20 protein-coding genes are annotated in these 22881 nt (G+C 64.0%); 8 read left to right on the plus strand and 12 right to left on the minus strand.

All coding sequences use genetic code 11. The features are described from left to right. The first annotated feature begins 496 nt into the window (after window positions 1-496). Entirely contained in the window at window positions 497-2311 is a 1815-nt protein-coding gene (locus AC070A_RS08835) for an ABC transporter ATP-binding protein (protein WP_112994089.1), read from the plus strand. A 73-nt stretch (window positions 2312-2384) separates the two neighbouring features. Here the strand turns inward: AC070A_RS08835 and AC070A_RS08840 are convergent, their stop codons facing one another. From AC070A_RS08840 to AC070A_RS08855, 4 genes are all read right to left on the minus strand, one after another. Further along, a complete protein-coding gene (locus AC070A_RS08840; RefSeq protein ID WP_057255471.1) occupies window positions 2385-3593 on the minus strand; it encodes a TIGR03862 family flavoprotein in 1209 nt (402 codons plus the stop codon). Window positions 3594-3673: 80 nt separating this feature from the next. Continuing rightward, the gene (locus AC070A_RS08845; protein WP_057255472.1) at window positions 3674-4747 is read right to left on the minus strand and encodes an amino acid ABC transporter permease; all 1074 of its coding nucleotides are present in this window, start codon (window positions 4745-4747) and stop codon (window positions 3674-3676) included. Beyond that, complete coding sequence (locus AC070A_RS08850; protein ID WP_058327354.1) at window positions 4744-5934, minus strand: amino acid ABC transporter permease; 1191 nt, start codon at window positions 5932-5934, stop codon at window positions 4744-4746. Before AC070A_RS08850 ends, AC070A_RS08845 begins: the two co-directional genes overlap by 4 nt. Window positions 5935-5954: 20 nt before the next feature. After that, on the minus strand, window positions 5955-6998 hold the full coding sequence (locus AC070A_RS08855; protein WP_057255473.1) for an amino acid ABC transporter substrate-binding protein: 1044 nt from the start codon (window positions 6996-6998) through the stop codon (window positions 5955-5957). Window positions 6999-7320: 322 nt separating this feature from the next. Here AC070A_RS08855 and AC070A_RS08860 point away from each other — a divergent pair, with 322 nt between their 5' ends. Beyond that, window positions 7321-8424 carry a DUF930 domain-containing protein gene (locus AC070A_RS08860; RefSeq protein ID WP_063891504.1) on the plus strand — a complete coding sequence of 368 codons (1104 nt, stop codon included), beginning with the start codon at window positions 7321-7323 and terminating at the stop codon, window positions 8422-8424. A gap of 103 nt (window positions 8425-8527) precedes the next feature. On the opposite strand, the gene AC070A_RS08865 is transcribed toward AC070A_RS08860, so the two are convergent. After that, a complete protein-coding gene (locus AC070A_RS08865; protein WP_057255475.1) occupies window positions 8528-9730 on the minus strand; it encodes an MFS transporter in 1203 nt (400 codons plus the stop codon). A 108-nt stretch (window positions 9731-9838) separates the two neighbouring features. On the opposite strand from AC070A_RS08865, the gene AC070A_RS08870 reads away from it, so the two are divergent. From AC070A_RS08870 to AC070A_RS08880, 3 genes are all read left to right on the plus strand, one after another. After that, on the plus strand, window positions 9839-10777 hold the full coding sequence (locus AC070A_RS08870) for an AraC family transcriptional regulator (RefSeq protein WP_057255476.1): 939 nt from the start codon (window positions 9839-9841) through the stop codon (window positions 10775-10777). A 204-nt stretch (window positions 10778-10981) separates the two neighbouring features. Beyond that, window positions 10982-12040 carry a P1 family peptidase gene (locus tag AC070A_RS08875; protein WP_492383839.1) on the plus strand — a complete coding sequence of 353 codons (1059 nt, stop codon included), beginning with the start codon at window positions 10982-10984 and terminating at the stop codon, window positions 12038-12040. 72 nt (window positions 12041-12112) lie between these two features. Next, entirely contained in the window at window positions 12113-12979 is an 867-nt protein-coding gene (locus tag AC070A_RS08880; protein ID WP_112994092.1) for a D-amino-acid transaminase, read from the plus strand. 24 nt (window positions 12980-13003) lie between these two features. On the opposite strand, the gene AC070A_RS08885 is transcribed toward AC070A_RS08880, so the two are convergent. Together AC070A_RS08885 and AC070A_RS08890 are read right to left on the minus strand one after the other, a co-directional pair. Then, the gene (locus tag AC070A_RS08885; RefSeq protein ID WP_112994093.1) at window positions 13004-13903 is read right to left on the minus strand and encodes a LysR family transcriptional regulator; all 900 of its coding nucleotides are present in this window, start codon (window positions 13901-13903) and stop codon (window positions 13004-13006) included. Window positions 13904-13990: 87 nt separating this feature from the next. Further along, window positions 13991-15511: a serine hydrolase domain-containing protein gene (locus tag AC070A_RS08890; RefSeq protein ID WP_492383840.1), complete on the minus strand. Its 1521-nt coding sequence runs from the start codon at window positions 15509-15511 to the stop codon at window positions 13991-13993. Window positions 15512-15755: 244 nt separating this feature from the next. On the opposite strand from AC070A_RS08890, the gene AC070A_RS08895 reads away from it, so the two are divergent. Next, window positions 15756-16796: a dipeptidase gene (locus AC070A_RS08895; protein ID WP_113480190.1), complete on the plus strand. Its 1041-nt coding sequence runs from the start codon at window positions 15756-15758 to the stop codon at window positions 16794-16796. A gap of 67 nt (window positions 16797-16863) precedes the next feature. Here AC070A_RS08895 and AC070A_RS08900 read toward each other — a convergent pair whose 3' ends face one another. Continuing rightward, the gene (locus tag AC070A_RS08900) at window positions 16864-17733 is read right to left on the minus strand and encodes a LysR family transcriptional regulator (RefSeq protein WP_112994096.1); all 870 of its coding nucleotides are present in this window, start codon (window positions 17731-17733) and stop codon (window positions 16864-16866) included. Between the two features lie 183 nt (window positions 17734-17916). On the opposite strand from AC070A_RS08900, the gene AC070A_RS08905 reads away from it, so the two are divergent. After that, the gene (locus tag AC070A_RS08905) at window positions 17917-18888 is read left to right on the plus strand and encodes a quinone oxidoreductase family protein (RefSeq protein ID WP_112994097.1); all 972 of its coding nucleotides are present in this window, start codon (window positions 17917-17919) and stop codon (window positions 18886-18888) included. 43 nt (window positions 18889-18931) lie between these two features. Here the strand turns inward: AC070A_RS08905 and AC070A_RS08910 are convergent, their stop codons facing one another. The 3 genes from AC070A_RS08910 to AC070A_RS08920 form a co-directional block, all read right to left on the minus strand. Then, window positions 18932-19609, minus strand: a complete 678-nt coding sequence (locus tag AC070A_RS08910) for a helix-turn-helix domain-containing protein (RefSeq protein ID WP_210334667.1) — start codon at window positions 19607-19609, stop codon at window positions 18932-18934. A 143-nt stretch (window positions 19610-19752) separates the two neighbouring features. Continuing rightward, window positions 19753-19998 carry a DUF2798 domain-containing protein gene (locus tag AC070A_RS08915; RefSeq protein WP_112994098.1) on the minus strand — a complete coding sequence of 82 codons (246 nt, stop codon included), beginning with the start codon at window positions 19996-19998 and terminating at the stop codon, window positions 19753-19755. A gap of 36 nt (window positions 19999-20034) precedes the next feature. After that, a complete protein-coding gene (locus AC070A_RS08920) occupies window positions 20035-20943 on the minus strand; it encodes an NmrA family NAD(P)-binding protein (protein WP_113132976.1) in 909 nt (302 codons plus the stop codon). A 113-nt stretch (window positions 20944-21056) separates the two neighbouring features. Between AC070A_RS08920 and AC070A_RS08925 the strand changes: the two genes are divergently transcribed. Then, on the plus strand, window positions 21057-21950 hold the full coding sequence (locus tag AC070A_RS08925) for a LysR family transcriptional regulator (protein ID WP_057255485.1): 894 nt from the start codon (window positions 21057-21059) through the stop codon (window positions 21948-21950). Window positions 21951-22001: 51 nt separating this feature from the next. Here AC070A_RS08925 and AC070A_RS08930 read toward each other — a convergent pair whose 3' ends face one another. After that, window positions 22002-22865 (minus strand): DMT family transporter, encoded by an 864-nt coding sequence (locus AC070A_RS08930; protein WP_057255486.1) that lies wholly within the window; start codon window positions 22863-22865, stop codon window positions 22002-22004. Window positions 22866-22881 lie beyond the last annotated feature (16 nt).

Consider the following 22881-nt stretch of genomic DNA (forward strand, 5'->3'; position numbering starts at 1 on the left):
TCCGACCACGGCGTCAACGCCAAGCTCAAGGTGAGCTTCTAAGGCTCACGCCGAGCATTGCAAGGGCTGACCTTGCTCGAGGATTGGAACGCCGCGCGGCAGGGCGCGGCGTTCTCGACGTTCGCGATCTGCGTCCAGCGACTGTTGCAAACCGGCCGCAGCCGCGACGATTGGCGCCATGGCAAGATTTCTGCACTTGGCGGTTGCGCCCGATTCGCCTATAGGTCGTCATCCGGCAACCAATCAGGGAGGTTTCAAAAGATGCCAGCTTTTTCTTTCTCCCTACGGGGCGGCGTACAGTTCTGAGCTGGACGCAGAAGGGCACCTTCGCCTTTCCGTCTTTTCCAGGTCGGAGTTCGTTTCGCTGACCATGGCCCTTCCTCCCCGGAGGACGCTGCCAAACCAATGATGCCGCATCGGAAGCTGGGTTCCTTTTTTCGGCATACTCCGTTTTAAATCAGTTTTGAGGCCGATGCACGGGCATCGGGCAATCGTTATGGCTTTTACTCGTTTCGATCTGCGCGGCGGTGCGTTCCGCAGCGTTCTTGGTTTTACTTGGGTCCATTGGAAGCGGCAGCCGCTGCGGATCAGCGTCATCCTTGGCATGGTTCTGCTGTCGACGCTCGCCGACGTCCTGACGCCGCTCTATTCCGGCCGGCTTGTCGACGCCATCGTCTCCGGTGGGGCAGCCGATCAGCTTGCCTGGAATGCGGCGATCGCGGCATTCTGGATGCTGATGGCGCTCTCGCTGGGCGCGATCATACTCAGGCACTTCACCTTCCTGGGCGTCACCGATCTGACGCTCAAAATGATGGCCGACATCGCGTCGGCAGCGTTCTACCGCATCCAGCGCTTTTCGACCGACTGGCACGCCAACAGCTTTGCCGGTTCGACGGTGCGCAAAGTGACGCGCGGCATGTGGGCACTCGACCTGTTGAACGACACGTTGCTGGTCGCGCTCTTCCCGTCCGTCGTGATGCTCGTCGGTTCGACGGTACTGATGTCGTTCTACTGGCCGATGATGGGCGTCATCATCGGCATCGGCTCGATCGTCTTCATCGTCGTGACGATCCTCCTGTCGCTTGGCTATGTCGCGCCGATGGCGAGCCTTGCCAACCGATGGGATACAAAACTCGGCGGTGCGTTGGCCGACGCGGTGAGCTGCAACATCGTCGTCAAGGGTTTCGGCGCCGAAGGCCGTGAGGACGCACGTCTTGCCAAGGTCCTTGCGAAGTGGCGGGACCGCACGCGCCGCACCTGGATACGCGGCACGACCAACGGCACGACGCAAGGGGCCATGCTGCTCATCCTGCGCGCGGCGGTGATCGGCTTTGCGCTGCTATTATGGTCGCGCGGGCAGGCAACGGCCGGTGACATCACCTTCGTGCTCACCTCGTTCTTCATCCTGCAGGGTTACCTGCGTGAAGTCGGGCAGCATATCCGCAACCTGCAGCGCTCGATCAACGACATGGAGGAGCTCGTCGACATCCATGGCCAGCCGCTCGGCATTGAGGACAAGGCGGACGCCAAGCCGATCCGGATCACCGATGGTCGCATCGAGTTTAGGGATGTCACGTTCCACTACGGTGCACACCGCAAGCCGCTCTATGATCGGTTCTCGGTGACGATCCGGGAGGGCGAGCGCGTCGGTCTTGTCGGGCATTCGGGCTCGGGCAAGACGACCTTCGTCAAGCTGATCCAGCGTCTGCACGACCTGAAATCCGGGCAGATCCGGATCGACGGTCAGGACATCGCTTCGGTGGCGCAGACGTCGCTGCGTCAGCAGATCGCGATCGTCCAGCAGGAGCCAATCCTGTTCCATCGCTCTCTGGCGGAGAATATCGCCTATGCGCGACCGGACGCCACGCAGAGCGAGATCGAGAAGGCGGCGAAGCTCGCGAGCGCCCACGACTTCATCACGTCCCTGCCGAAGGGCTACGGCACACTGGTGGGCGAACGCGGGGTAAAGCTCTCGGGCGGCGAGCGGCAGCGCATCGCCATCGCCCGTGCGTTCCTGGCGGACGCACCGATCCTGATCCTCGACGAGGCGACCTCGAGCCTCGACTCGGAATCGGAGGTGCTGATCCAGCAGGCGATGGAGCGGCTGATGCTCGGACGCACGACGCTGGTGATCGCCCACCGGCTGTCGACGGTGCGGGCGCTCGACCGGCTGCTGGTGTTCGATCATGGGCGGATCGCCGAAGAGGGCACGCATGACGCGCTGATCCGCCTCGACGGCGGCATCTACCGCGGTCTCTTCGAGCGCCAGGCGCTGGAACTGACCAAGGGTCTGGTGCTGAACGACCAGTAAGCCGCCCCTGTTGAAGGCGCCTTCAAGTCCTTTCGCCGCGCGCCTTTACCGGGTGCGGCGAAAGTCTATCGATCTATCGGCTGAGCCAGCGGTCGATGCCGCGGGCGGCGGCACGGCCGGTGGCGAAGCAGGCGGTCAGCAAATAGCCCCCGGTCGGCGCTTCCCAGTCGATCATCTCTCCCGCAACGAAGGTGCCGGGCAGTGCCTTCAGCATGTAGCTTTCGTCGATCGAATCCCACTGAACTCCGCCTGCCGAAGAGATAGCTTCGGCGATCGGCCGCGGGCGCAACAGCGGTATCGGCAGCGCCCTGATCAAGGCAGCGAGATCAGGTGGACCCATCCGGGCGGCTCCGGGCGCCAGTTCGCGCAACAGGGAGGCCTTCACGCCTTCGAGCCCGGCTCCCTTGCGCAGGCGGTTTGAGAAGCTGGTCTTGCTGTCGAGGCGGCCAAGGTCCTTTTCCAGTCTCGCAACGCTTCTTCCCGGCGTGAGATCGACCACCAGGTCGGCCTCTTCGCCGCGCGCCAGCCGATCTCTGAGGGCGGCCGCATGGGCGTAGACAAGGCTGCCTTCGATGCCGTTCCTCGAAACGACGAATTCACCAGGAACCGTCCCGGCCGCGGATGTGGCGGTGACACCCTTGAGGGCGGCACCCGAGAAGCGGTCGCGGAAGGTTTCGCTCCAGTTGACGTCGAAGCCGCTATTGGCGGGTTGGAAACTGGCGACGGCCACACCTTTCTCCTGCAGCCAAGGGAGCCAGCCGGCGTCCGATCCGAGGCGGGGATAGCTCGCGCCGCCGAGTGCGAGCAATGTCGCATCGGCACTCACAAGCTTTTTGCCATCAGGTGTGTCGAAGGCGAGCTCGTTGCCCTCAAAGCCTGTCCAACGATGTCGGGTCAGGGTCCGGACCCCACGACCTTCCAGCGATTTGAGCCAAGCGCGCAGCAACGGCGACGCCTTCATGACCTCCGGAAACACACGCCCCGACGAGCCGACGAAGGTTTCGGTTCCGAGATCTGCCGCCCATTGCCTTATCTCGTCGGGCGTGAAGGCATCGAGCGCCGCGCGCAGCCGCGGCGAGGCGTCACCGAAGCGTTCGGCAAAGACGGCGTAGGGTTCGGCATGGGTAATGTTCAGGCCGGATTTTCCGGCGAGCAGGAACTTGCGCGCGACCGTTGGCATGTTGTCGTAGACGGTGATCGCGTGGCCGCGCTCCGCCAACCCCTGCGCCGCCATCAGCCCGCTTGGCCCGCCGCCCACAATGGCGATGTTCTTTTGTCCCATGCGCTTGCCCGGTCACAGATTCCATGTCGCCGCACTCTTGGCCCGGCGGCGCGCGGCGCGCAACCCCGCGCGACGTGCGCTCAGCGGCGATTGGAAGCGTTGAGCTTCCGCTCGAGCCAGAGGCTGTAGCGCGAACCGGTGAAGCAGATTGCGAAATAGACCAGCGCCGCAAAGATATAGGCCTCGCTGTAGAAGCCGAGCCAGATCGGGTCGGTCGCCGAAGTCTTGGCGGCATTCAGGAGATCGTAGATGCCGATGACGGCGAGCAGCGAGGTGTTGAGCACGATGCCGATCGAGAGGTTGACGATTGCCGGGATGACGGCAATGAGCGCCTGCGGCAGCACGACCAGCCGCAGCATCTGGATCCGGCTGAGGCCAAGGGATAAGGCCGCCTCCTTCTGCCCGGAGGGGATCACCTGCAGGCCGGCGCGGATGACTTCGGCGAGATAAGCCGAGAAGAACAGGGTAACGCCGATCTGGGCGCGCAGCAGCTTGTCGATGGCAGCACCGCTTGGCAGCGCCATCGGCACGATCAGCATGGCGACATAGAGAACGGCGATCATCGGCACGCCGCGTAGCACCTCGATGAAGGCAATTGCCAGGCACCGCACGATGCCCATGTCCGATTGGCGGGCAAGCGCCAGCAGCAGCGCGATCGGGAAGGCGAAGGCGAGGCCGGCGATCGAGACGGTGAGCGTGATCGGCAATCCGCCCCAATGATTGGTCGACACCGGTTCCATGCCGGCTGTGCCCGCCATCAGCAGCCAGATCACGACAAGGGCCAGCAGCCAGACCGGTACCAGGCGGAAGCTCCAGAAGCGGGGAAGGGCAGAGACCGTGAGCAGCGCCGTGATGAGAGTGAGCACCAACGCCGGTCGCCATTGCAGCGGGGGCGGAAAGAAGGCGAAGAGCATGAATCGAAACTTGGCACCGACGAAGGCCCAGCAGGCGCCGGCCGTCTCTGTTGCGCAATCGGCCGACGTGCCGGACCACACGGCATCGACGACGGCCCAGCGGAAAAAGGGAAGTGCGAGCCAGAGCATCGCCGCGAGCGTGGCAAGCGTGACGAGGCCATTGGCCCAGCCGCTGAAGAGGCCGTCGCGCCAACGGTGCCAGTCGGGCGCGACGGGCGGCGCAAGTTCGATCTGGCTCATCGCTTTCCTTCCTCGCGCAGAACCACGCGGCGGTTGTAGAGGTTCATGACGGCCGAAACCGCAAGGCTGATGGTCAGGTAGACGGCGGCGATGATAATGATCGCCTCCAGCGCCTGTCCTGTCGTATTCGCCGTCGTGTTGGCGACGCTGACGAGGTCCGGGTAGCCGATCGCGACCGCGAGGCTTGAATTCTTGGTCAGATCCAGGAAGCTGGAAATCATTAGCGGCGTAATCACCCGAAGCGCCTGCGGCAGCACGACGAGGCGCAGGATCTGAGCGGGTTTCAGCCCGAGCGCCCGGGCCGCCTCCCATTGACCCGATTTTACCGACTGGATGCCGCTGCGCACGATCTCGGAGATCGAGGCCGAGGCATTGACGACGAGGCCGATCAGCAGGGCTGCGAACTCGGGTGTCAGCGACAGGCCGCCGCGAATGTTGAAGCCGCCCTTGGCGGGGATTTCGACAGAGGCCGCGAAACCTAGGGAGGTGAGGGTGAGGTAGCAGAGGGCAAGCGCCCCGAGCGCAGCACCGGCCGACTTCGGCAGATAGAAGGCTGAGCCTGCAAACAGGCGACGGCACAGGACGAGCGCGGCGAGGACAGCCAGCACCACCACCGAAAGCCAGACCACCGCTGGCAAGCCTTCGACCGAAAGCGAGGGAAGATAGACGCCACGATTGCTGAGATAGATGCTGCCGAGGAAAGAATAGGCGCCGCGCGGCGGCGGCAGCGCGTGGATGATGGCGCTCCAGAGAAAGAGTTGCAGCAACAACGGCGTGTTGCGCAAAAGCTCGACATAGGAGTGAACGAAGCTGGCCAGCAGCAGGTTGCCCGAGAGTCGCGCGATGCCGAGCGCAACGCCGAGCACGGTTGCAAGCAGGCAGCCGACGACCGCGACCTTGATCGTGTTGGCAATGCCGGCGCCAAGCGCGCGGGCATAGCTGTCGCCGGCGGAATAGGAGAGCAGACTCTCGCCGATCTCGAAGTTCGCCTGGTGAGAGAGAAAGGCGAAGCCCGGCGTCAGCCCCATGCGGTGCATGCTGTCGGCGGTGTTCTGACCCAGGAATGCGAAGAGCAGGAGCACGACGACGAAAAGCAGGCCTTGCAGCAGTGGCAGCGGCCCGATCCAGGTGCGCAGCCGCGAGACAGGTCCGGGCCCCGAAGGGCCCGGTCGGCTATGGCGTGTCATGGGAAAAACCATGAAGCGGCTCAGCGGAACGGCGGCGAGTAGAGGAGGCCGCCCGCGGTCCAAGGCTGGTTGTAGCCGCGTTCGAAGTTAAGGGCCGTGCCCTTGCCGACGTTGCGCTCGAAGATTTCGCCGTAATTGCCGACGGTCTTGACGATGTTGTAGGCGAACTTCGGATCAAGGCCGATCGCTTCCCCAAGCGAGGGATCGACGCCGAGGAAGCGTTTGATCGCAGGGTCCTCGCTCTTCAGGAACGTATCGACATTGTCCTTGGTGATGCCGAATTCCTCGGCCTGGATCGTCGCATAGACGGTCCAGTTGACGATTTCGAGCCACTGGTCGTCACCGGCGCGAATTGCCGGCGCCAGCGGTTCCTTCGACAGACGCTCCGGCAGAAGCACGTAATCGTCGGGCTTCGAAAGCTGCGTGCGCTTAGCGGCAAGGTCGGTCGCGTCCTGGGTGAGCGCATCGACACGGCCGCTGTCGAGCGCCTTCAGGAACTCGCCGGTTTCTTCGATCGTGACCGGCGTGAAGGCCTTGCCCGTCTTGCGGAAGAAGTCGGCGATGTTGAGCTCGCCGGTCGTGCCGCTCTGGACGCCGATGGTCGCGCCGTCGAGTTCCTCGCCCTTGCTGACGCCAAGATCCTTGCGAACCAGCAGGCCCTGGCCATCGTAGAAAACGACGGGACCGAAATGGAAGCCAAGCTTGAAGGCGCGGCTGACGGTCTGGGTCACGCCCGAAAGCAGGATGTCGAACTCTCCGGACTGCAGCGCCGGCAGGCGCTGCTGCGGCGAGGAGTTGGTGAACTCGACCTTTTCGGCGTCGTTGAAGACGGTGATCGCGATGGCGCGGCCGAAATCGACGAAGAAGCCCTGCCAGCGGCCGCTGCTATCGGGCGAGAAGAAACCCGGCGTGGTACCGACGCCGACCTTGATCACGCCGCGCGCCTTGATCTTGTCGAGCGTTTCGCCGGCAAGCGCTGACGTGGCGATGAGGCCGGCCGCCAGCGCTGCCGTCGCGGCAAAGGCTTTTGTGAAAAGTTTTCGGTGAGTGAAATGTCGCTGCATGAAGGCCCCCAAGCCATAAAGGAATGTCACTGCGCATCCACGGCAGAAGCGCCCGATGCGTGCTGAAATAATTAAATCTATAGAAATTATATAATAGGTATTTTTGTGCGAAATTGACGCGCGGCCCGAAACAGATTTCGCCGCCTCGTTTTCGCCGGGAACGTTTTTGACAAGCGGGTGGTTGGCTTGCGCGCGTGGCGGCGCGGTCCGCTCGCCTGAAGCTGCGCGACCGGGCCTCCCGGTGCACTCCAGGGCTGTACCTCTTGTTGAGATCGGCGGAAGTTCCTAGGTTCCGCCGATCGATTGGTTTATCTCGTTGGCGATGCGGCTCTTTGCGGAAAAATGGTGGAAACGGGTAGGATGGGGCGCGCCGACATCGGTCGCCCTGCATCTCATCGTCGTTTTTCTGCTGTTGTTCGATCTGCCGCTCGAACTGCCGAAACCTCCGAAAGAGCAGACCGTCAACGTTGAGCTCGTTCCTCCCCCTGAGGCGAAGGAGGAGAAAAAGGCCGAACAGAAGAAGGCAGGGCCGAAAAAGGGCGAAGAGAAGAAGGCCGAGCAACCGAAGCCGCAAGCCAAGCCCAAGCCCCAACCGAAGCCAGAGCCGAAGTCGAAGCCGGAACCCAGGCCGGCGCAGCAGTTACCGCAGTCCTTCGCCTCCGCCATGGCCAAGACCAAGCAGGACAACAAGGAGGCCGAGCTGCCGCCGGCTGCACGGGACACGGTAAAAAAGACCGAAACGTCCGAGCCGGCAAAGGCGGTGGACGACAAGGCAAAGCCAGCGGACGAGCCGCCAAAGGTGCCCCCGGCGGAGAAGAAGGAACCGGTGAAAGAGCCGAAACCCCTGTCGGCTCTGGCTGTGCCCGCAAAGTCATCCGAGAACGCCACACAGAAGGCGGATGAAAAAGCCGCCTCGACGGTGGCCGAGGCGAAGCCTGAGCCAAAAGAAACGCCTCAGGCCAAGCCGCAGGAGGTCAAGTCGGAACAGGAGACCGCAAAGGCAAAGCCGGCCGATGCTGCGGCAAAGGTCGAACTCAAGCCGGTTCCGAGCAAGATGACCGAAGCAAAAGAACTGTACTCGGCAAAGTCGATTGCTGACCCGCGGGTGAAACAGGCGCTGATCAACCTGCCGGTCAAGAGGCGCATCCTGCAACTGTGCAATCTCGAGGCGCTGGAGCAGATCCGCAGCCAACGACCGGATACCCCGCCGGAAGGGCTGGTGCCCTTCGGACCGAAAGGCGGCTTCATCTCGAAGAACCGGATGGACGCGAGCGGCGGAGCCTATCAGAGCAAAGCGAATTGGTACGACGTCGATTTCAAATGCGTCGTCAATGAAGAGGCGACAGAAGTGACCTCCTTCAGCATCGCCATTGGCGACGCGGTGCCGAAGACAAGCTGGAGGGAGCGTCGTCTTCCCGGGAACTGATACTCCAGAGCGGATCCGGATGTTGACTTTTCTTGCCTGCCGAACCCCTTAAGGCCCGGCAGGCGCAGGTGCGAGTTGCCACTCCCGCCCTGATCTTGGTCGGCTACTCCGCAGCCTGCAGCGTCCGTTCGCGATAGACGGAGACCAGCGACGTGCCGAGCATTGCTGCGACCGCGGCGAAAAGGAAGACGCCTGCGGGTCCCTGAAGTTCGACGAGAAGGCCGCCGAGGATCGCGCCTGTGGAAATGGCGATCTGGAACGTCGTGAGCGTTGCTGCTCCCGCACCTTCGGCCTCGTCGCCGGCGGCGCGGCTCAGGAACGATTGCACACTGACCGGCAGCGCGCCGAACGCGAAGCCCCAGGCGGCCGTGGCAACAATGGCGACGGCGGGCAGTACGCCGGCAAGCGCCAGCGTCAGAGTGGTGACAGCGACGCCGGCTGCGGCCGACATCATCGACAGCCGCGTGCTGCGCTCGGCCAGGAACCCGCCGGCAATATTGCCGAAGAATCCGCCGATACCGAAGGCGAGCAGGATCGCCGTGATCGCCTCGACACCGAACTGCGGCACCTGCTCAAGGAACGGGCGAACATAGGTGAAGCCGGCAAAGTGACCCGTGACGACCAAGAGGATCGTCGCAAGGCCGAGCCGGATCGCCGGACGCTTCAGTACGTTGAGGATCGTGTTGAGGCCGGTCGTCCCGACAGGCGGAAGGCGGGGAACCGTCAGCGCCTGCACGATGAAGGTGACGATGCCGACGCCGGCAGCGAGCAGGAAGGCATAACGCCAGCCGAGCGTCGCGCCGATCCAGGCGCCGACCGGGGCCGCGCAGACCGTCGCGATCGACACACCCGACATGATGATCGCCATCGCCCGCGGCATCAGCCGGGCGGGAACGAGCCGCATGGCGAGCGCCAGCGACAGCGCCCAGAAGCCGCCGAGCCCGATGCCGAGCAGCAAGCGCGCGACAAGCAGCATCGGAAGACTTGAGGCAAAACCAGCGATCAGGCTCGAAATCACCAGAAGGGCGGTCAGGGTCAGAAGGACGTTCCGCCGGTCGAAGCGCCCGGTGTAGACGACGATCGCCGGACCGGCGATGGCCGCGACGACGGCCGTGGTGGTGACCGACTGACCGGCCGCGCCGACGGTGACGCCGAGATCGGCGGACATCGGCGTCAGAAGACTTGCCGGCAGAAATTCCGCCGTGACCAAGCCAAAAACCCCAAGCGACAGGGACACGACGGCCGCCCACAAGGGCTTTTCTCGCTCATCCGCATGTCCCGTGGGCTTGGCGACAATACCATCCATGACTTTCATCTCCATTGCATGTGGCGATGAAAATATGCATGGCGTGTTGGAGTTTCTATGCTAGAAAATCCAAAACACTGTGCCGATTATCCAAAGATGGGATGAGAGATGAGCGATGCGCTAACCGAGATTCTGCGCGGCCTGCGGCTCGACGGAGTGGAATATGGGCGTTGCCAGCCCTGTGCGCCATGGGCAACCTCCTATCCCGCGCAGGAACCTGCGCGTTTTCATTTTCTCGCATCCGGTTCCGCCCATCTGCAAACGCCCGACGGCGCCTGGATGGAGCTGACGCCGGGCGATGCCGTGTTGCTGCCGCGGGGCGACGCGCATGTGCTTGCCAGCAAGCCGGGGCTGCCGGCGATCTCGATCCGCGATCTGCCGAAACGGCAGCTTTGCGACGGCATCGTCGATGTGCAATGTCCCAATTCGGACAGCCAGAACCTTCTGTTCTTCGCGGTCATGCAGTTCAACGTCGACCGACTGCATCCTCTCCTCCAGCTGATGCCGTCCGTCATGCGCACGAGCGATCTCGCGTCGAGCGAACCGTCGATCCCATCGCTGCTCGACACCATGACGCGCGAGGCGGCGATGCAGCGCGTAGGTTCCGGCGGCATCCTGGCGCGGCTTGCCGACGTGCTGACCGCAACGATCATCCGTGCTTGGGTAGAACATGGCTGCGGCACCGCGACCGGCTGGCTGGCCGCGGTCCGCCATCCGGAGGTCGGTCGGGTTCTTGCCGCCATCCATCTCGATCCGACCAAGGACTGGTCGGTGCCGGAACTGGCAAAGCTCATGGGCGCATCGCGCTCGGGTTTTGCCCAGCGCTTTGCCGATACGGTCGGCGAGACGCCCGCCCGTTATGTGGCGCGCATGCGCATGCACCAGGCGCATCAGTGGCTGCGCGAAGGAAAGCGCGTGGCCCATGTCGCCAACCGGCTCGGCTATGATTCCGAGGCCTCGTTCAGCCGCGCCTTCCGCAAGATCATGGGTGCGCCGCCAAGTCATTCCCGGAGCCTGACGTCGCCTCCGGATCATCTGGCGTCCTGACCTGCCGGGCTGCATTGTCTCAGAACTTGACGGCGCGATCGGCCCTTGCGCCATGATCCCGTCGATGTATCCGCCGGCGTTGCAGGCTACTCATGAAACTATTCCATTTTTGAGATGCCGTTTTGCCAACGATAAAGGTAGGGTGCCCCGCGACGAAACGTCTGTTTCGCGATCGGGTCGACGGGCAAGGAAATGACGGAAAAAATGGTAGATATCAAATGCTTGCGACTTCGGGACCTCGGCTTCCGGCCGGGCGTCTATGAACCCGGCCCGTTGAATGCCATTACCGATGTCGAGGGCGTCGCGGTCGGTCATGCCACCGTCGTCGAGGGGGATCGCATCCGCACCGGCGCGACCGCCATCCTGCCGCATGGCGGCAACCTGTTTCAGGACAAGGTGCCCGCAGCGCTTGCGGTGCTCAACGGCTTTGGCAAGTTCGCAGGATCCACCCAGGTCGAGGAGCTAGGTGAGCTGGAAACGCCCGTCGTTCTCACCAATACGCTCGCGACCGGCCGGGCCATCGAGGCAATCAACCGCTGGACCCTGGCGCAACCCGGCAACGAGAAGGTCGTGTCGCTGAACGCTGTCGTCGGCGAGACCAACGATTCCCGTCTCAACGACATTCGCGCCGGCCGCCCGACCATCGACGAGATCGGTGCAGCCCTCGCCGCCGCGAAGACTGGTGCCGTGGAGGAGGGGGCTGTCGGCGCCGGTGCCGGCACGGTGGCCTTTGGCCTCAAGGGTGGCATCGGGACCAGTTCGCGCCGCGTCAAGGCGGCCGGGGAAATCTTCACGCTCGGGGTGCTCGTTCAATCCAACTATGGCGGGCGGCTCACCGTCTGCGGTCGTGCCTATGATGCGCCGGCGGCACACGACCGGGATGGATCCATCGTCATCGTAATCGCCACCGACGCGCCGCTCTCCGCGCGCAATCTCAAGCGTCTCGCCGAGCGCGGCTTTGGCGGCCTTGCCCGCACTGGGGCAGCACTCAGCAACGGCTCCGGCGACTATGCGCTTGCCTTCTCGACGGCGCCATCCGTTCGTCGAACGAAGGCACGGCGGGCAGCGATTGCGGATTACCCGGACCTTCCGAACGACCTGATGTCGCCGCTCTTCGAGGCGGCCATCGAGGCAACCGAGGAGGCCATCCTCAATTCGCTGACCATGGCCCGAACGACGCACGGCTTCAACGCCGCGAACGGCAAGCCGAGCACGGTCGAAGCGATCTCGCTCGAAAGGCTTCGCGCCCTGAGCGAGCCGTGATCATTGCGCCTGGATCGCGAGCGGTGTGGCGATCCACGGCTGCACACCAAACCTAACTCTTACGGAGCCCCCATGCCCCAGCTGCCCATTCGTACAGTCTATCTCAACGGCGAGTTTCTGCCGGAGAACGAGGCGCGCCTCTCAATCTTCGATCGCGGCTTCCTCTTCGGCGATGGCATCTATGAGGTGACCGCTGTTCTTGACGGCAAGCTGATCGACAGCGCGCCGCATATGGCCCGGTTGGAACGCTCGGCGCGTGAAATCGATGTGCCGCTGCCGGTGTCGACCGAGGAGATCGTCGCGATTGAAAAGCGGCTGGTGCGAGACAACGATCTTGTCGAAGGCATCGTCTACCTCCAGCTCACCCGCGGCGCCGAAGACCGGAACTTCCTGTTCTCGGAGGATATCAAGCCGACGCTACTGCTCTTCACCCAGGAGAAGACACTGGTGGGCGTCGCTGCGACGGAGAAAGGCCTTTCGATCAAGACCGTGCCCGACCAGCGCTGGGCACGCCGCGACATCAAGAGCGTGTGCCTGCTGCCGCAGGTGATCGCCAAGCGCATCGCTAAGGCCGAAGGCTGCGACGAGGCCTGGATGATCGAAGACGGCTTTGTCACCGAAGGCGCTTCCTCCACCGCCTATATCATCACCGAGGACAACCGCATCGTCACCCGCGGCAACAGCCAGGCGACGCTGCCGGGCTGCACGCGGCTTGCCGCACTGGCGCTGGCGCGCGAACAGGGGCTGACGCTCGAGGAACGGCCGTTCACGCTCGACGAGGCGTTGAACGCCCGCGAAGCCTGCCTGACCAGCGCCTCGAATTTCGTCGCGCCGATCACCCGGATCGACGGCAAGCCTGTTGGCTCAGGTGCACCAGGCCCGATCGTCAAGCGTCTGCGCGAGCTCTATCTGGAGCACGCACGGCGGACGGCGATCTAGGTTGCGCCGTTTCTGGGTTGTCGCCTAGGCGACAGCCTCAAGGCTCTGCCAGACACGCCCGACGATCGGGCGGCGGTTCTCCCTGGCGCGATAGAGGCGGATCTCGACGCTGATGTCCCAGCGAGGCTCGGCTGCCCGGACCAGGGAGCCGCTCGCCAATTCGTCCGTCATCAGGCTCTCGGGAACCCAGGCGATGCCCCAGCCGGCTTCGGCCATGGCTTTCAATCCCACGGACATGCTGCCTTCGTGCACCCTTTGCGCCGGCGGCAAATTGGGGCTTATCAGCTCGTCGAGGAGTTGGCCGAAGAAGGACAACTTCTCGTAGCTCAGATGCGGAAAGGGCTTCGCCCCGCCTTCGAGTAGGTGCTTTGGCGCACCTGTCTTGCTGGCGGCCGAGACCGGAAGGATGCGTTCATGACCCAGCACGCGGTGCTCGAAGGCCTGTGGGTCGAGCAGGTGCGGAACCTGGGTGTGTGCGTAGGTGAGCAGGAAGTCGCATTCGCCGTCCACGAGCGAGTTGAGGTTCTCCTCCATGCTGCCGGAGTCCGGACGAAGCCTGGAGAAGAGCGGGCCGATCTTGGCGTTGACGCGGCTCATCCACTCCGGAAAGAAGGTGAAGGAGAGCGTGTGCAGCGCCGTCAGCTTGATGGTGCGGGCGTCGGAGCCCTCTTCCTGCTGGAGATTGCGCCTCGCCTGATAAAGCTGTTTCAGCGTTTCCTGCGCCACCGGTACGAATTTCACGCCGGCTTCGGTGAGGCGCGAAGGATAGGTCGCCCGGTCGACGAGCGTTGCGCCCAGCCAGGCCTCCAATTGCCGGATGCGGCGGCTGAAAGCGGATTGGGTGACGTGACGCTCGTCCGCCGCCTTGGAGAAGTTCAGCGTGCTGGCGAGTGCCAGAAAGTCTTCAAGCCATTTGATTTCCACGACATGCACTCCGGAAGTCCAGTCCGCTCAGCCAGTCGCCGCGGGACAGGCTTCTTTGCGGCAGCGCCCACGTGTCATCAAGAAAAATCAGGCGCGGCGGCGATATTCGATCATGCGGGCGCGGCTCGAAACCAGTTCGAGGCGGTCGGGCGCAAGCATATGCAGGCAGATGCGCTTGACCCACGGGCCGTCGTTCAAGGTGAACAGGAAGCGGCCGTTGCCGAGTGCATTGAGCGTCATGGCCTGACGCACAGGGCCGATGCCCATCAAGACCGTGCCGTTCTCGATTGTGAATTCCGCGCCCTCGTCCGAGTGCCAGACACCGGAAAGCGACGCCGGAACCGGCTCATGCGCCGCCGCCGGAAGGAAGCGCCTTGCGGCATGGCCGACTTCGCCGACAAGGGCGGAACCATCCCGGCGAAGCCGCAGGGGTGATGAGGCAGAGCGCGACGAGACCCAGCCTTCGCCGTCGTCATAGAGCGTCTCGTCGGCATCGAGATAGGTGCAGGTGCTGCCCTTGATCTCGATCCACCAGGGGCCGGTCTCCGTCACGTAGAGACCGTCGCCGAGATCGGTCACGGGAGCCGGTAGTGTGAGCCCGGTGAGCCCCGCCATGCTTTCGAGCGCTATCTTGTAACCGTTGGTATCTTCGCGGTTGGAAACGACGACGAAGCCGGCGTGTGTTTCGGGATCGAGCAGGAAATAGGTCTTGTAGCCGGGGTGTGAGCCGCCGTGGCCGACGAATTCACGCGGGCCGAGCCAGGACTTGCGCAGGCCCAGGCCGTAACCCGTCGGTCGCCCGTCGGCAAGAAACCGGGTCGCCTGCAATTTCTGCAGAAGACCGGCGAAGCGACCTTCGTCGCCGAGCAGGGCCTGCAGCCAAGTGGCGAGCGCCCGAGCGCTGCCGGTCAGGCTACCCGACGCGGAAATGTGCAGGCCGGCGGCGGAAATCTGCCAGCTTTCGCCGGAGTGCCAATAGCCGGGAACGAGGTCCTTCACCGGGTCGTTCCAGACGTCCGGCGCCTTCAGCGCGATACCGAGCGGCGTTGAGAGCTCGCGCTGGACGAAATCGTCGAAGCCGAATCCCCTGCGCTCCAACGCCGCTTCGACGAGGCGATAGCCGGTGTTCGAATAGGAGACCTCGGTGCCTGCCGCGAAGTTCAGCCGCTCAAGGCGCGAAATGTAATCGAGCAGCGCTCCGGCCTTGGTTTCCGTGTAGACGGAAAGGCCCAGTAGCGACAGGCATTCGCGTGTATCCGGCAGGCCGCCGCTCATGTCGAGCGCCTGTCCAACCGTCACTTCGGCAAGCGGCGAACGCAATTCCTGAAGGTGTTGGCCGAGCGGATCGTCGAGGCCTATCAGATCGCTGTGCGCGAGCACCATTGCCGAAAAGACGTGCTTGGTGAGGGATGCATAACGCACGACGCTGTCGACCGTGAACGGCGCAAACGTGGCGAGGCTCTCGACGCCGCCCGCATGCGAAAAGCAGATTCCGGATGCGTCGAAACCGATGACGCCGCCGCCCGGCTCGTCCGCCGCCCATTGTCTGGTCAGGCGTCTCGCGGTTGCTTCGGCGGCTTGCCAATCCAGCGATGCCGGCTTCGTCATGTCCATTCTCCGTCCTGTTCGCGGGGTGTTGCCGCGCGCGTTTTCTGACTAAGCACGACAGCAGCATGCGCTGCCAATTCCATTTCCGGCAGGGCCTATGCACGGTTTGCATTTGCCCGGCATGGCTGCATTGGGCTAGGGCGGCAGGGAAAAAGGGTGCGGTTCCCGCACCCAATGTCTATGGTCCGTCCGCGACTATCTATGAGTCGCGCACAGGACAACAGGTTGAGAAGGCGATCCAGAATTGGCGACCCAAGCGAAAATCCCGGTCTTTGACGGACATAACGACGTGCTGTCGCGGCTTTGGCGTTCGCCGGGCGGCGCGCCGGAACGCCGCTTTCTCGACGGCGCCGATACCGGACACATCGATCTCGACAAGGCGGAGACGGGCGGCCTTGCCGGCGGTCTCTGTGCCGTCTACGTGGCTTCGCCGGGCCTGGCCAAGGACGGCAGCGGCGACTTTGCGACGCCCGATCGGGAAACCGCTCTCGAAGCTACTCTCGGTATGGCGAGCCTGTTGATGCGGATCGAGCGCCAGTCCGAGGGGCGGCTGAAGATCTGCCGCAGTGCTGCCGATATCCGCGACGCCATGGCCAAGGGCGCCTTTGCCTCGGTGCTGCACATCGAGGGCATCGAGGCCGTCGGTGCCGATCTCGACGCGCTCTATGTGCTCCATGCCGCCGGCCTGCGCACGCTTGGTCCCGTCTGGAGCCGGCCGAACATCTTTGCCTATGGCGTCCCTTTCCGTTTTCCCTCTTCGCCCGATATCGGTCCGGGCCTCAGCGAGGCCGGCAAGGATCTGGTTCGCGCCAGCAACGAGCTGAAGATCATGCTCGATCTCTCGCACATGAACGAGCAGGGCTTCTGGGATATCGCCGCGCTGTCGCAGGCGCCCCTGGTGGCGTCGCATTCCAACGTTCATGCGCTCTGCCCGCACAGCCGCAACCTGACGGACCGTCAGCTCGACGCGATCAAGGATACCGGCGGGCTCGCGGGTATCAATTTCGGCGTCCTGTTCCTGCGCGCCGACGGCGTCAGGAACCCGGATACGCCGCTGACGCTGCTCGCCGATCACATCGACTACATCGTCGAGCGTATCGGCATCGAACACGTCGCGCTCGGCTCGGACTTCGACGGCACGACGATCCCGGCCGCCATGCGCAGCGCGGCCGATCTGCCGCTGCTCGTCGATCTCCTGCGCACACGCGGCTATGACGACGCCGCACTTGCGAAGATCTGCCACGGCAACTGGATCCGCGTGCTGGAGACGACCTGGGGCGCGTGATCTCCAGCCGGAGCCGCGTGTTTCAACCGGTTCGCGCCTTTCGCCGTTTCAACGCGGCAACGGAACGCTAGGTTCTTGATGTGATCGGCAGGGCTTCGAGCAGCACGCCGATCGCCGCATCGACGACGGCTGTGCGGCGATCCCTGGCGAAAAGCCCGTATTGGACGGCAAGCGGCTTCGGAACGCCTGACGAAGCGGGGAGCGCCCGCATCGTGCCCGCTCTCATGGCTTCTGGTGGAAGCAACCCGATGCCGAGCCCATTCTCGATTGCGGCTTGAAGCGCCGTGATGCTCTGGCTCGTAAAGGTGATCCGGTGTTCCCGGCCCTGGTCCGCCAGCGTCTCGATCATGCGCCGGCGCCAAAGACAGGGCGCTGCGAAGGCGACGAGGTCGACCGGCCGTGTCTCGTCGAACGCATAGTCCGTGGCGCAGACCCATTGCAGTTCGACGTTCCAGGCGGTGAGGGCGTCGGCCGTGACCACAGAGGTCGGCACGACCATGATGTCGAGTTCACCTTCGGGCCAGGTCCTTCCGAGCGCTACGCACTGCTCCACCACCACGTCGAGCCGGATCTCCGAATAGCCGCGCCGCAGCCGCCCGAGAGCCTCGGGCAGCGCCGTCGTCGCCACTTCCTCGGCAAGCCCGACCCGCACGCCACCGCTGAGATCGGCCTGTCGCAGCCGCGCGGCCGCTTCGTCGCCGAGCGCCAGCATGCGGGTCGCATATCCCAGGAACAGTTCGCCCTCGGGCGTCGGCACGACGCCGCGACCAGTGCGGTTGAAGAGTTGGCGGCCGAGCAGATCTTCGAGCCGGCGCATCTGCATGCTGAGCGCCGATTGGGTGCGGCCGGTCTGGGTAGCGACGCGGTTCAAGCTGCCTTGTCGACAGACCGCCACAAAGGCGCGCAGCAGGTCGATGCCGATCTGATCAGATATCATAATCTTTGAACTCTGTTGTCATCGATATCAGTCTACACGGGGAACTGCCGTGTGGCTATCTATCAGGTGTGAGAACAAAGGAGCGCTCGATCCGCATGCCCAAGACGAGCAAGCCGGCACCCACCATCGACTAGGCACTGCCACGGCCCTGCGGCCACGATTCCCAACCAGAGGAGCAAATCCATGAAAGCAATCCGCGTGCATCAGCACGGCGGGCCTGACGTGCTCGCCTATGAAAACGTCGAACTCGGCGAACCTGGCCCCGGCGAGGTCCGGGTGCGCAACCGGGCGATCGGCGTCAACTTCGTCGACGTCTACCTGCGCCGCGGCTCCTACCCGCCACCGCAACTGCCGTTCATCCCCGGAAAGGAAGGGGCGGGTGAGGTGATCTCGGTCGGGCCTGATGTCGAAGGCTTCAAGCCCGGCGATCGGGTCGCCTATGCCGAGGCGCTCGGCGCCTACGCGCAAGAGCACAATGTGCCGGCCCATTTCCTCGTGCATCTACCTGACGATATCGACTTCGAGACGGGTGCGGCGATGATGCTGAAGGGCCTGACGGCGCAATATCTCCTGCGCCGCACCTTCCGTGTCGAAGCTGGCCACACCGTCCTCGTCCATGCGGCTGCCGGCGGCGTCGGCCTTATCCTGACGCAATGGGCGAAGCACCTCGGCGCAACGGTCATCGGCACCGTAGGCTCACCTGAAAAGGCCAGGCTGGCGCGGGCCAATGGCGCAGACCACGTGATCGACTACAGCAGTTCGGGTTTCGCCGACCATGTCCGCGAGATCACCAAAGGCGAGGGCGTCGATGTCGTCTACGACGGCATCGGCAAGGCGACATTCGAAGGTTCTCTCGACAGCCTGCGCCCCTTCGGTCACTTCGTCAGTTTCGGTGCCGCCTCCGGCCCGATCCCGCCGTTCGACATCACGACGCTGGCGATAAAAGGATCGCTTTACGCCACGTGGCCGCTGCTGCCGGCGCACCTGGCACGCCGCGAGGACGTGCTTGCCATGAGCAAGGATCTCTTCGACGTCGTCGCGAGCGGCGCGGTCAAGATCCCCGTCCACGCGCGTCTGCCGCTTTCGGAGGCGGCCGAGGCGCATCGCCGGCTCGAGGGACGCCGGACGACGGGTGCCATGGTGCTGTTGCCTTAGCGTTGGGTGGCTCGACCTGTCGGGCCCCAGACGCTCCTAAAGGTCACGTCTTGCTGGTGGCAGTCAGCCGGTTGTCGGCCCGCGTCACCGCAAGGCTGTCGGCAGGGCTTCCCGACGGATCTCCGTCGCCGAACACATCCATGGTGCAGGTGTGCAGAATGGTGGTGGGCTCTTTCGTGTGGTTCCACATCGTGTGGGTGCGCAGCGAAGGGAAGTGGGCGGAATCGCCGGCTTCCAGCACCATGCGTTCGCCGTCCACCTCCAGCGTCAAAGCCCCCTGGAGAATGAAGAAGATCTCTTCACCCTCGTGCGACATCGGCTCGCTGCGGTGGCCCGGCGGTTCGTGGATGATGGTGCTTCTGAGTACATTGCCGGGGAAGGACGCGGAGAGGCGTTCGTAGGAGACCGCGTTGCCGCGTTCTCCGCCGAGCCCATAGATCGGCCGGTGTTCGCGGCGGGTGAACGGTGTCGCCACCTTCGGTGGGTTGAGGAAGCTTCCCGCCTCGACCTTCAGCGTCCGGCAGACGGCGATCAGCGAGGTCAGTGACGGGACGGTGATGCCACGCTCGATCTGCGAAATGAAACCAACGGAAAAGCCTGCCTCGTCGGCGACCTCCTGAAGGGTCATCTTCAGCGTCTTGCGCCGTTGGCGCAGGCGATCGCCGAGCGACGGCGCCTCTGCCTCGCCGGTAGATGCGCCGCTGGCATGTTCCGTCGTCACTGTCTGTTCCCCTTATAGTCTCTCCTCAAGCTAGGGCGCGGCCCAATTTCCTGTCAATCGCTTTTAGGTATCCTAAAAATCATCCGTGGCTTCAGAAAAGCTGGCTCGGGCAGAGAGACGATGAGGCAGTCGGCAAAGGCGTGTCAGTTGCTGCGCGGCGGCTCGACGGTCGCCGCCACGATTCGGCGCACCACCGGGAGGGCAACGAGCAGGCTCGGGAACGCGACGAGCCAGGAGAAGGCCCAAGCCCTTACCCACAGCGCGAGAAGGTCGGGCTGAAAGCCATTGCCGGCGGCCGTTGAGACGAAGGAGACGATGCCCGACATCAGGGCTGAGAGAACCAGCGGCATAACGATCGGCTGGTACCGGTGAGGAAGCTTCTTTGGCATAGGAATACTCCGGGATTTTGAAGAGAAGGAGAGTGGCTATCGGCCGGCAGGAACGGCGCCGGACGGACCTTGCCGCGAGGCCCGTGCCAACTCGCGGATGAAGCTTAGAAGGCTGCGGGGTTCGCGCTGAAGCGCCGCGCGGAGCGTCAGGCTGTTTCCACCGAGACCGACATCCGAGTAATGGGCATGCACCTTGGCCAGCAGTTCCAACTGGTGGTCGGTGTATGTGGCCGCGATCGGCTTTGCCCATTCGTGAAACCCGATGTCTCCGGCAATGATCGGCCGCCCGAGCGCCCCGGTCATCATCTGGGCGATTTCCTCGCGGTTATGCCGTCCGTCGGCGCAGAGCTCGAGCGTCGCATAGGCGAGGCGGTCTTCGGTCAATGCAATTGCCGCAACTTCGGCAACATCACGGTAATCGACACGGGCGATACGCGCCGTCGTCGGGAACGGCTCGGCGAAGGTGCCGGTTGCAAGCACACTTGGCCAGGCCGGGCGGAGGTTCTGCATGAAGTTCGCGGGATGCAGAATGGTGTAATCGAGCGGTGACGAATAGAGCGCGTCCTCCACCGGCATCTTGGCCGCATGGTTCTTCAGCCGGACATGGGTCGGCTGGATGACCGAGGAAAAGACGAACTTGCTGACGCCGGTACGCACGGCGGCATCGACCATCGACACGCCCATCGCCGCTTCATCCGGGGCAAAGGCAGGCCCGATATGGAAGACGCCGGCAGCGCCTTCGAGTGCCCGGTCGAGGCTGCCGCGCTCACGCAGATCGCCGATCGCGATTTCGGATGCGCCCAGCGATTTCGCCAGCGCGCCATGCGTCTCATCGCGGATCAGGGCGCGAACCTTGGCGCCGCGCCGCGCCAGTTCCGGAACGACGAGACCGGCAAAGCGACCGGTGGCGCCGACAACGAGGATCGTATTGGAGCGCTGGTTCATCTGGGTCTGCCTTTCGTGCCGCCGAGAAGTGATGACTTCAAGCTAATGAGGCACAAGGCGGCGGACAATCGACGTGAAATGTGATTTATTCTCCCGGAAAACGGGATTATCGCATGAGCCGCATCGAAGATCTGGAAGCCTTTATGGCGATCGTCGAACAGGGTAGCCTGACGGCGGCTGCGAAACGGCTGGGGCGCCCGCTCCAGACCGTCAGCCGGTCGCTCGCCATGCTTGAGGACGACGTCGGTGTTGAACTGGTGCATCGCACGACCCGCCGCTCGATGCCGAGCGAGGCGGGCGAGAGCTTCTATCAGCGCATCAAGCCGGCGGTGGAGGAGATCCACGAGGCGCGCGAGGAGGCGGCGCAGCGCCGGTCCGAGCCGTCAGGCGTGCTGCGCCTCGGGGCGCCCAATCTGTTTGCGCCGCGGTTCCTGATGCCAATCATCGCCGAATACATGGCGAAGTATCCTGCGGTCGAGGTGGACCTCGACCTTTCCGATGCGTTCGTCGACCTCGCCGGGAGCGGGCTCGACCTCGTGGTGCGGATCGGGGATCTCGCGGATTCGGGACTGACAAGCAAACGCCTGGGTGCGCTTCGCCGGGTCGTCTTCGGTTCGCCCTCCTATTTCGCGCGCTTCGGTCGGCCTTCACATCCGCTGGAACTGGCCGAGCATCGTTGTGTCACGCGCACGGGCGACGAGCGACCTGGCGCCTGGATGTTCACCATCGACGGTCGGGCTCGTGCGGTCAAAGTCACCGGCGCGTTTCGCACGAATTCGATGAACACGATCTACTCGGCGGTGGAGGTAGGTCTCGGCCTTGGCTACTCTCCGCTCTGGCAGATCAAGCACCTGATCGACGCGGGCAAGGTCGAAATCGTCCTTGAAGACTTTGAGCCCGCTCCGGTGCCGATCCACGCGCTTTGGCTCGAGGGGCGGAGCCCTTCGGCAAAAATCCGTTACTTTCTCGATCTGCTCGGCGAGCGGCTGAAGCTCGACCGCCTTTAGAGCGGGCGAGGCCGTTTCTCTGCCGGCACCGCCCTTAACGTGTGAAGCTGCCTATTTCGCGAACTTCTTGGCGCCGGCGACGCAGAGCACGATGGCGCCGGTGGTTGCAAGCATGGCCCAGCTCACCGGCTCTCCCAGAAGCGTCGCTGCAAGTGCCAGGCCGAAGAAGGGCTGCAGAAGCTGCAGTTGGCCGACGCCGGCAACGCCGCCGAGCGCGAGGCCGCGATACCAGAAGACGAAGCCGACGAGCATGCTGAACACCGAGACATAAGCGAGGCCCGTCCAGGCGCCATGCGTGACCGTCGCGAAGGAGGAAGGCAGCGTGAAGAGCGTGAGCGCGAGCATGATCGGCAGCGACAGGACCAGCGCCCAGCAGATGACCTGCCAGCCGCCAAGCTTGCGCGAGAGGCTGGCGCCCTCGGCGTAGCCGAGGCCGCAGAGGATGATGGCGCCGAGCATCAGGAGGTCGCCGATGGGCGACGCGGCGAAGCCCTGGACCAGCGCGAAGCCCACCACTGCGGCGCTGCCGAGGGAGGAAAAAAGCCAGAAAGCCGGGCGTGGCCGCTCGCCGGCGCGCAACACGCCGAAGATCGCAGTCGCCAACGGCAGCAGGCCGACGAAGACGATCAGATGCGCCGAGGTCACGTGCTGCAAGGCCAGGGCGGTCAAAAGCGGGAAACCGAGCACGACGCCAAAGGCGACAATCGCCAGAGAAACGAGATCGGCCCGAGCTGGACGCGGCTGACGGAAGATCAGAAGCAGCGCGAGCGCGAGCAGGCCGGCGATCGCCGCGCGCGCCACCGTCAGAAACACCGGATCGAAATCCATCACTGCGACGCGTGTCGCAGGCAGTGACCCGCTGAAGATCAGCACCCCGAGAAAACCGCTCATCCAACCGTCTGCCGTCTTGTCCATCGCATGCTCCTTTTTC

The organism is Ensifer sp. GW101-20A05, assembly GCF_059424735.1.

What these genes read in the sequence shown, in the direction of transcription:
- AC070A_RS08860 (WP_063891504.1), top strand. Translation starts at nt 7,321, where the DNA reads ATGCGGCTCTTTGCGGAAAAATGGTGGAAACGGGTAGGATGGGGCGCG.
- AC070A_RS08930 (WP_057255486.1), bottom strand. Translation starts at nt 22,865, where the DNA reads ATGGACAAGACGGCAGACGGTTGGATGAGCGGTTTTCTCGGGGTGCTG.
- AC070A_RS08840 (WP_057255471.1), bottom strand. Translation starts at nt 3,593, where the DNA reads ATGGGACAAAAGAACATCGCCATTGTGGGCGGCGGGCCAAGCGGGCTG.
- AC070A_RS08870 (WP_057255476.1), top strand. Translation starts at nt 9,839, where the DNA reads ATGAGCGATGCGCTAACCGAGATTCTGCGCGGCCTGCGGCTCGACGGA.
- AC070A_RS08880 (WP_112994092.1), top strand. Translation starts at nt 12,113, where the DNA reads ATGCCCCAGCTGCCCATTCGTACAGTCTATCTCAACGGCGAGTTTCTG.
- AC070A_RS08905 (WP_112994097.1), top strand. Translation starts at nt 17,917, where the DNA reads ATGAAAGCAATCCGCGTGCATCAGCACGGCGGGCCTGACGTGCTCGCC.
- AC070A_RS08865 (WP_057255475.1), bottom strand. Translation starts at nt 9,730, where the DNA reads ATGGATGGTATTGTCGCCAAGCCCACGGGACATGCGGATGAGCGAGAA.
- AC070A_RS08850 (WP_058327354.1), bottom strand. Translation starts at nt 5,934, where the DNA reads ATGACACGCCATAGCCGACCGGGCCCTTCGGGGCCCGGACCTGTCTCG.
- AC070A_RS08890 (WP_492383840.1), bottom strand. Translation starts at nt 15,511, where the DNA reads ATGACGAAGCCGGCATCGCTGGATTGGCAAGCCGCCGAAGCAACCGCG.
- AC070A_RS08900 (WP_112994096.1), bottom strand. Translation starts at nt 17,733, where the DNA reads ATGATATCTGATCAGATCGGCATCGACCTGCTGCGCGCCTTTGTGGCG.
- AC070A_RS08845 (WP_057255472.1), bottom strand. Translation starts at nt 4,747, where the DNA reads ATGAGCCAGATCGAACTTGCGCCGCCCGTCGCGCCCGACTGGCACCGT.
- AC070A_RS08925 (WP_057255485.1), top strand. Translation starts at nt 21,057, where the DNA reads ATGAGCCGCATCGAAGATCTGGAAGCCTTTATGGCGATCGTCGAACAG.
- AC070A_RS08915 (WP_112994098.1), bottom strand. Translation starts at nt 19,998, where the DNA reads ATGCCAAAGAAGCTTCCTCACCGGTACCAGCCGATCGTTATGCCGCTG.
- AC070A_RS08835 (WP_112994089.1), top strand. Translation starts at nt 497, where the DNA reads ATGGCTTTTACTCGTTTCGATCTGCGCGGCGGTGCGTTCCGCAGCGTT.
- AC070A_RS08875 (WP_492383839.1), top strand. Translation starts at nt 10,982, where the DNA reads ATGGTAGATATCAAATGCTTGCGACTTCGGGACCTCGGCTTCCGGCCG.
- AC070A_RS08855 (WP_057255473.1), bottom strand. Translation starts at nt 6,998, where the DNA reads ATGCAGCGACATTTCACTCACCGAAAACTTTTCACAAAAGCCTTTGCC.
- AC070A_RS08920 (WP_113132976.1), bottom strand. Translation starts at nt 20,943, where the DNA reads ATGAACCAGCGCTCCAATACGATCCTCGTTGTCGGCGCCACCGGTCGC.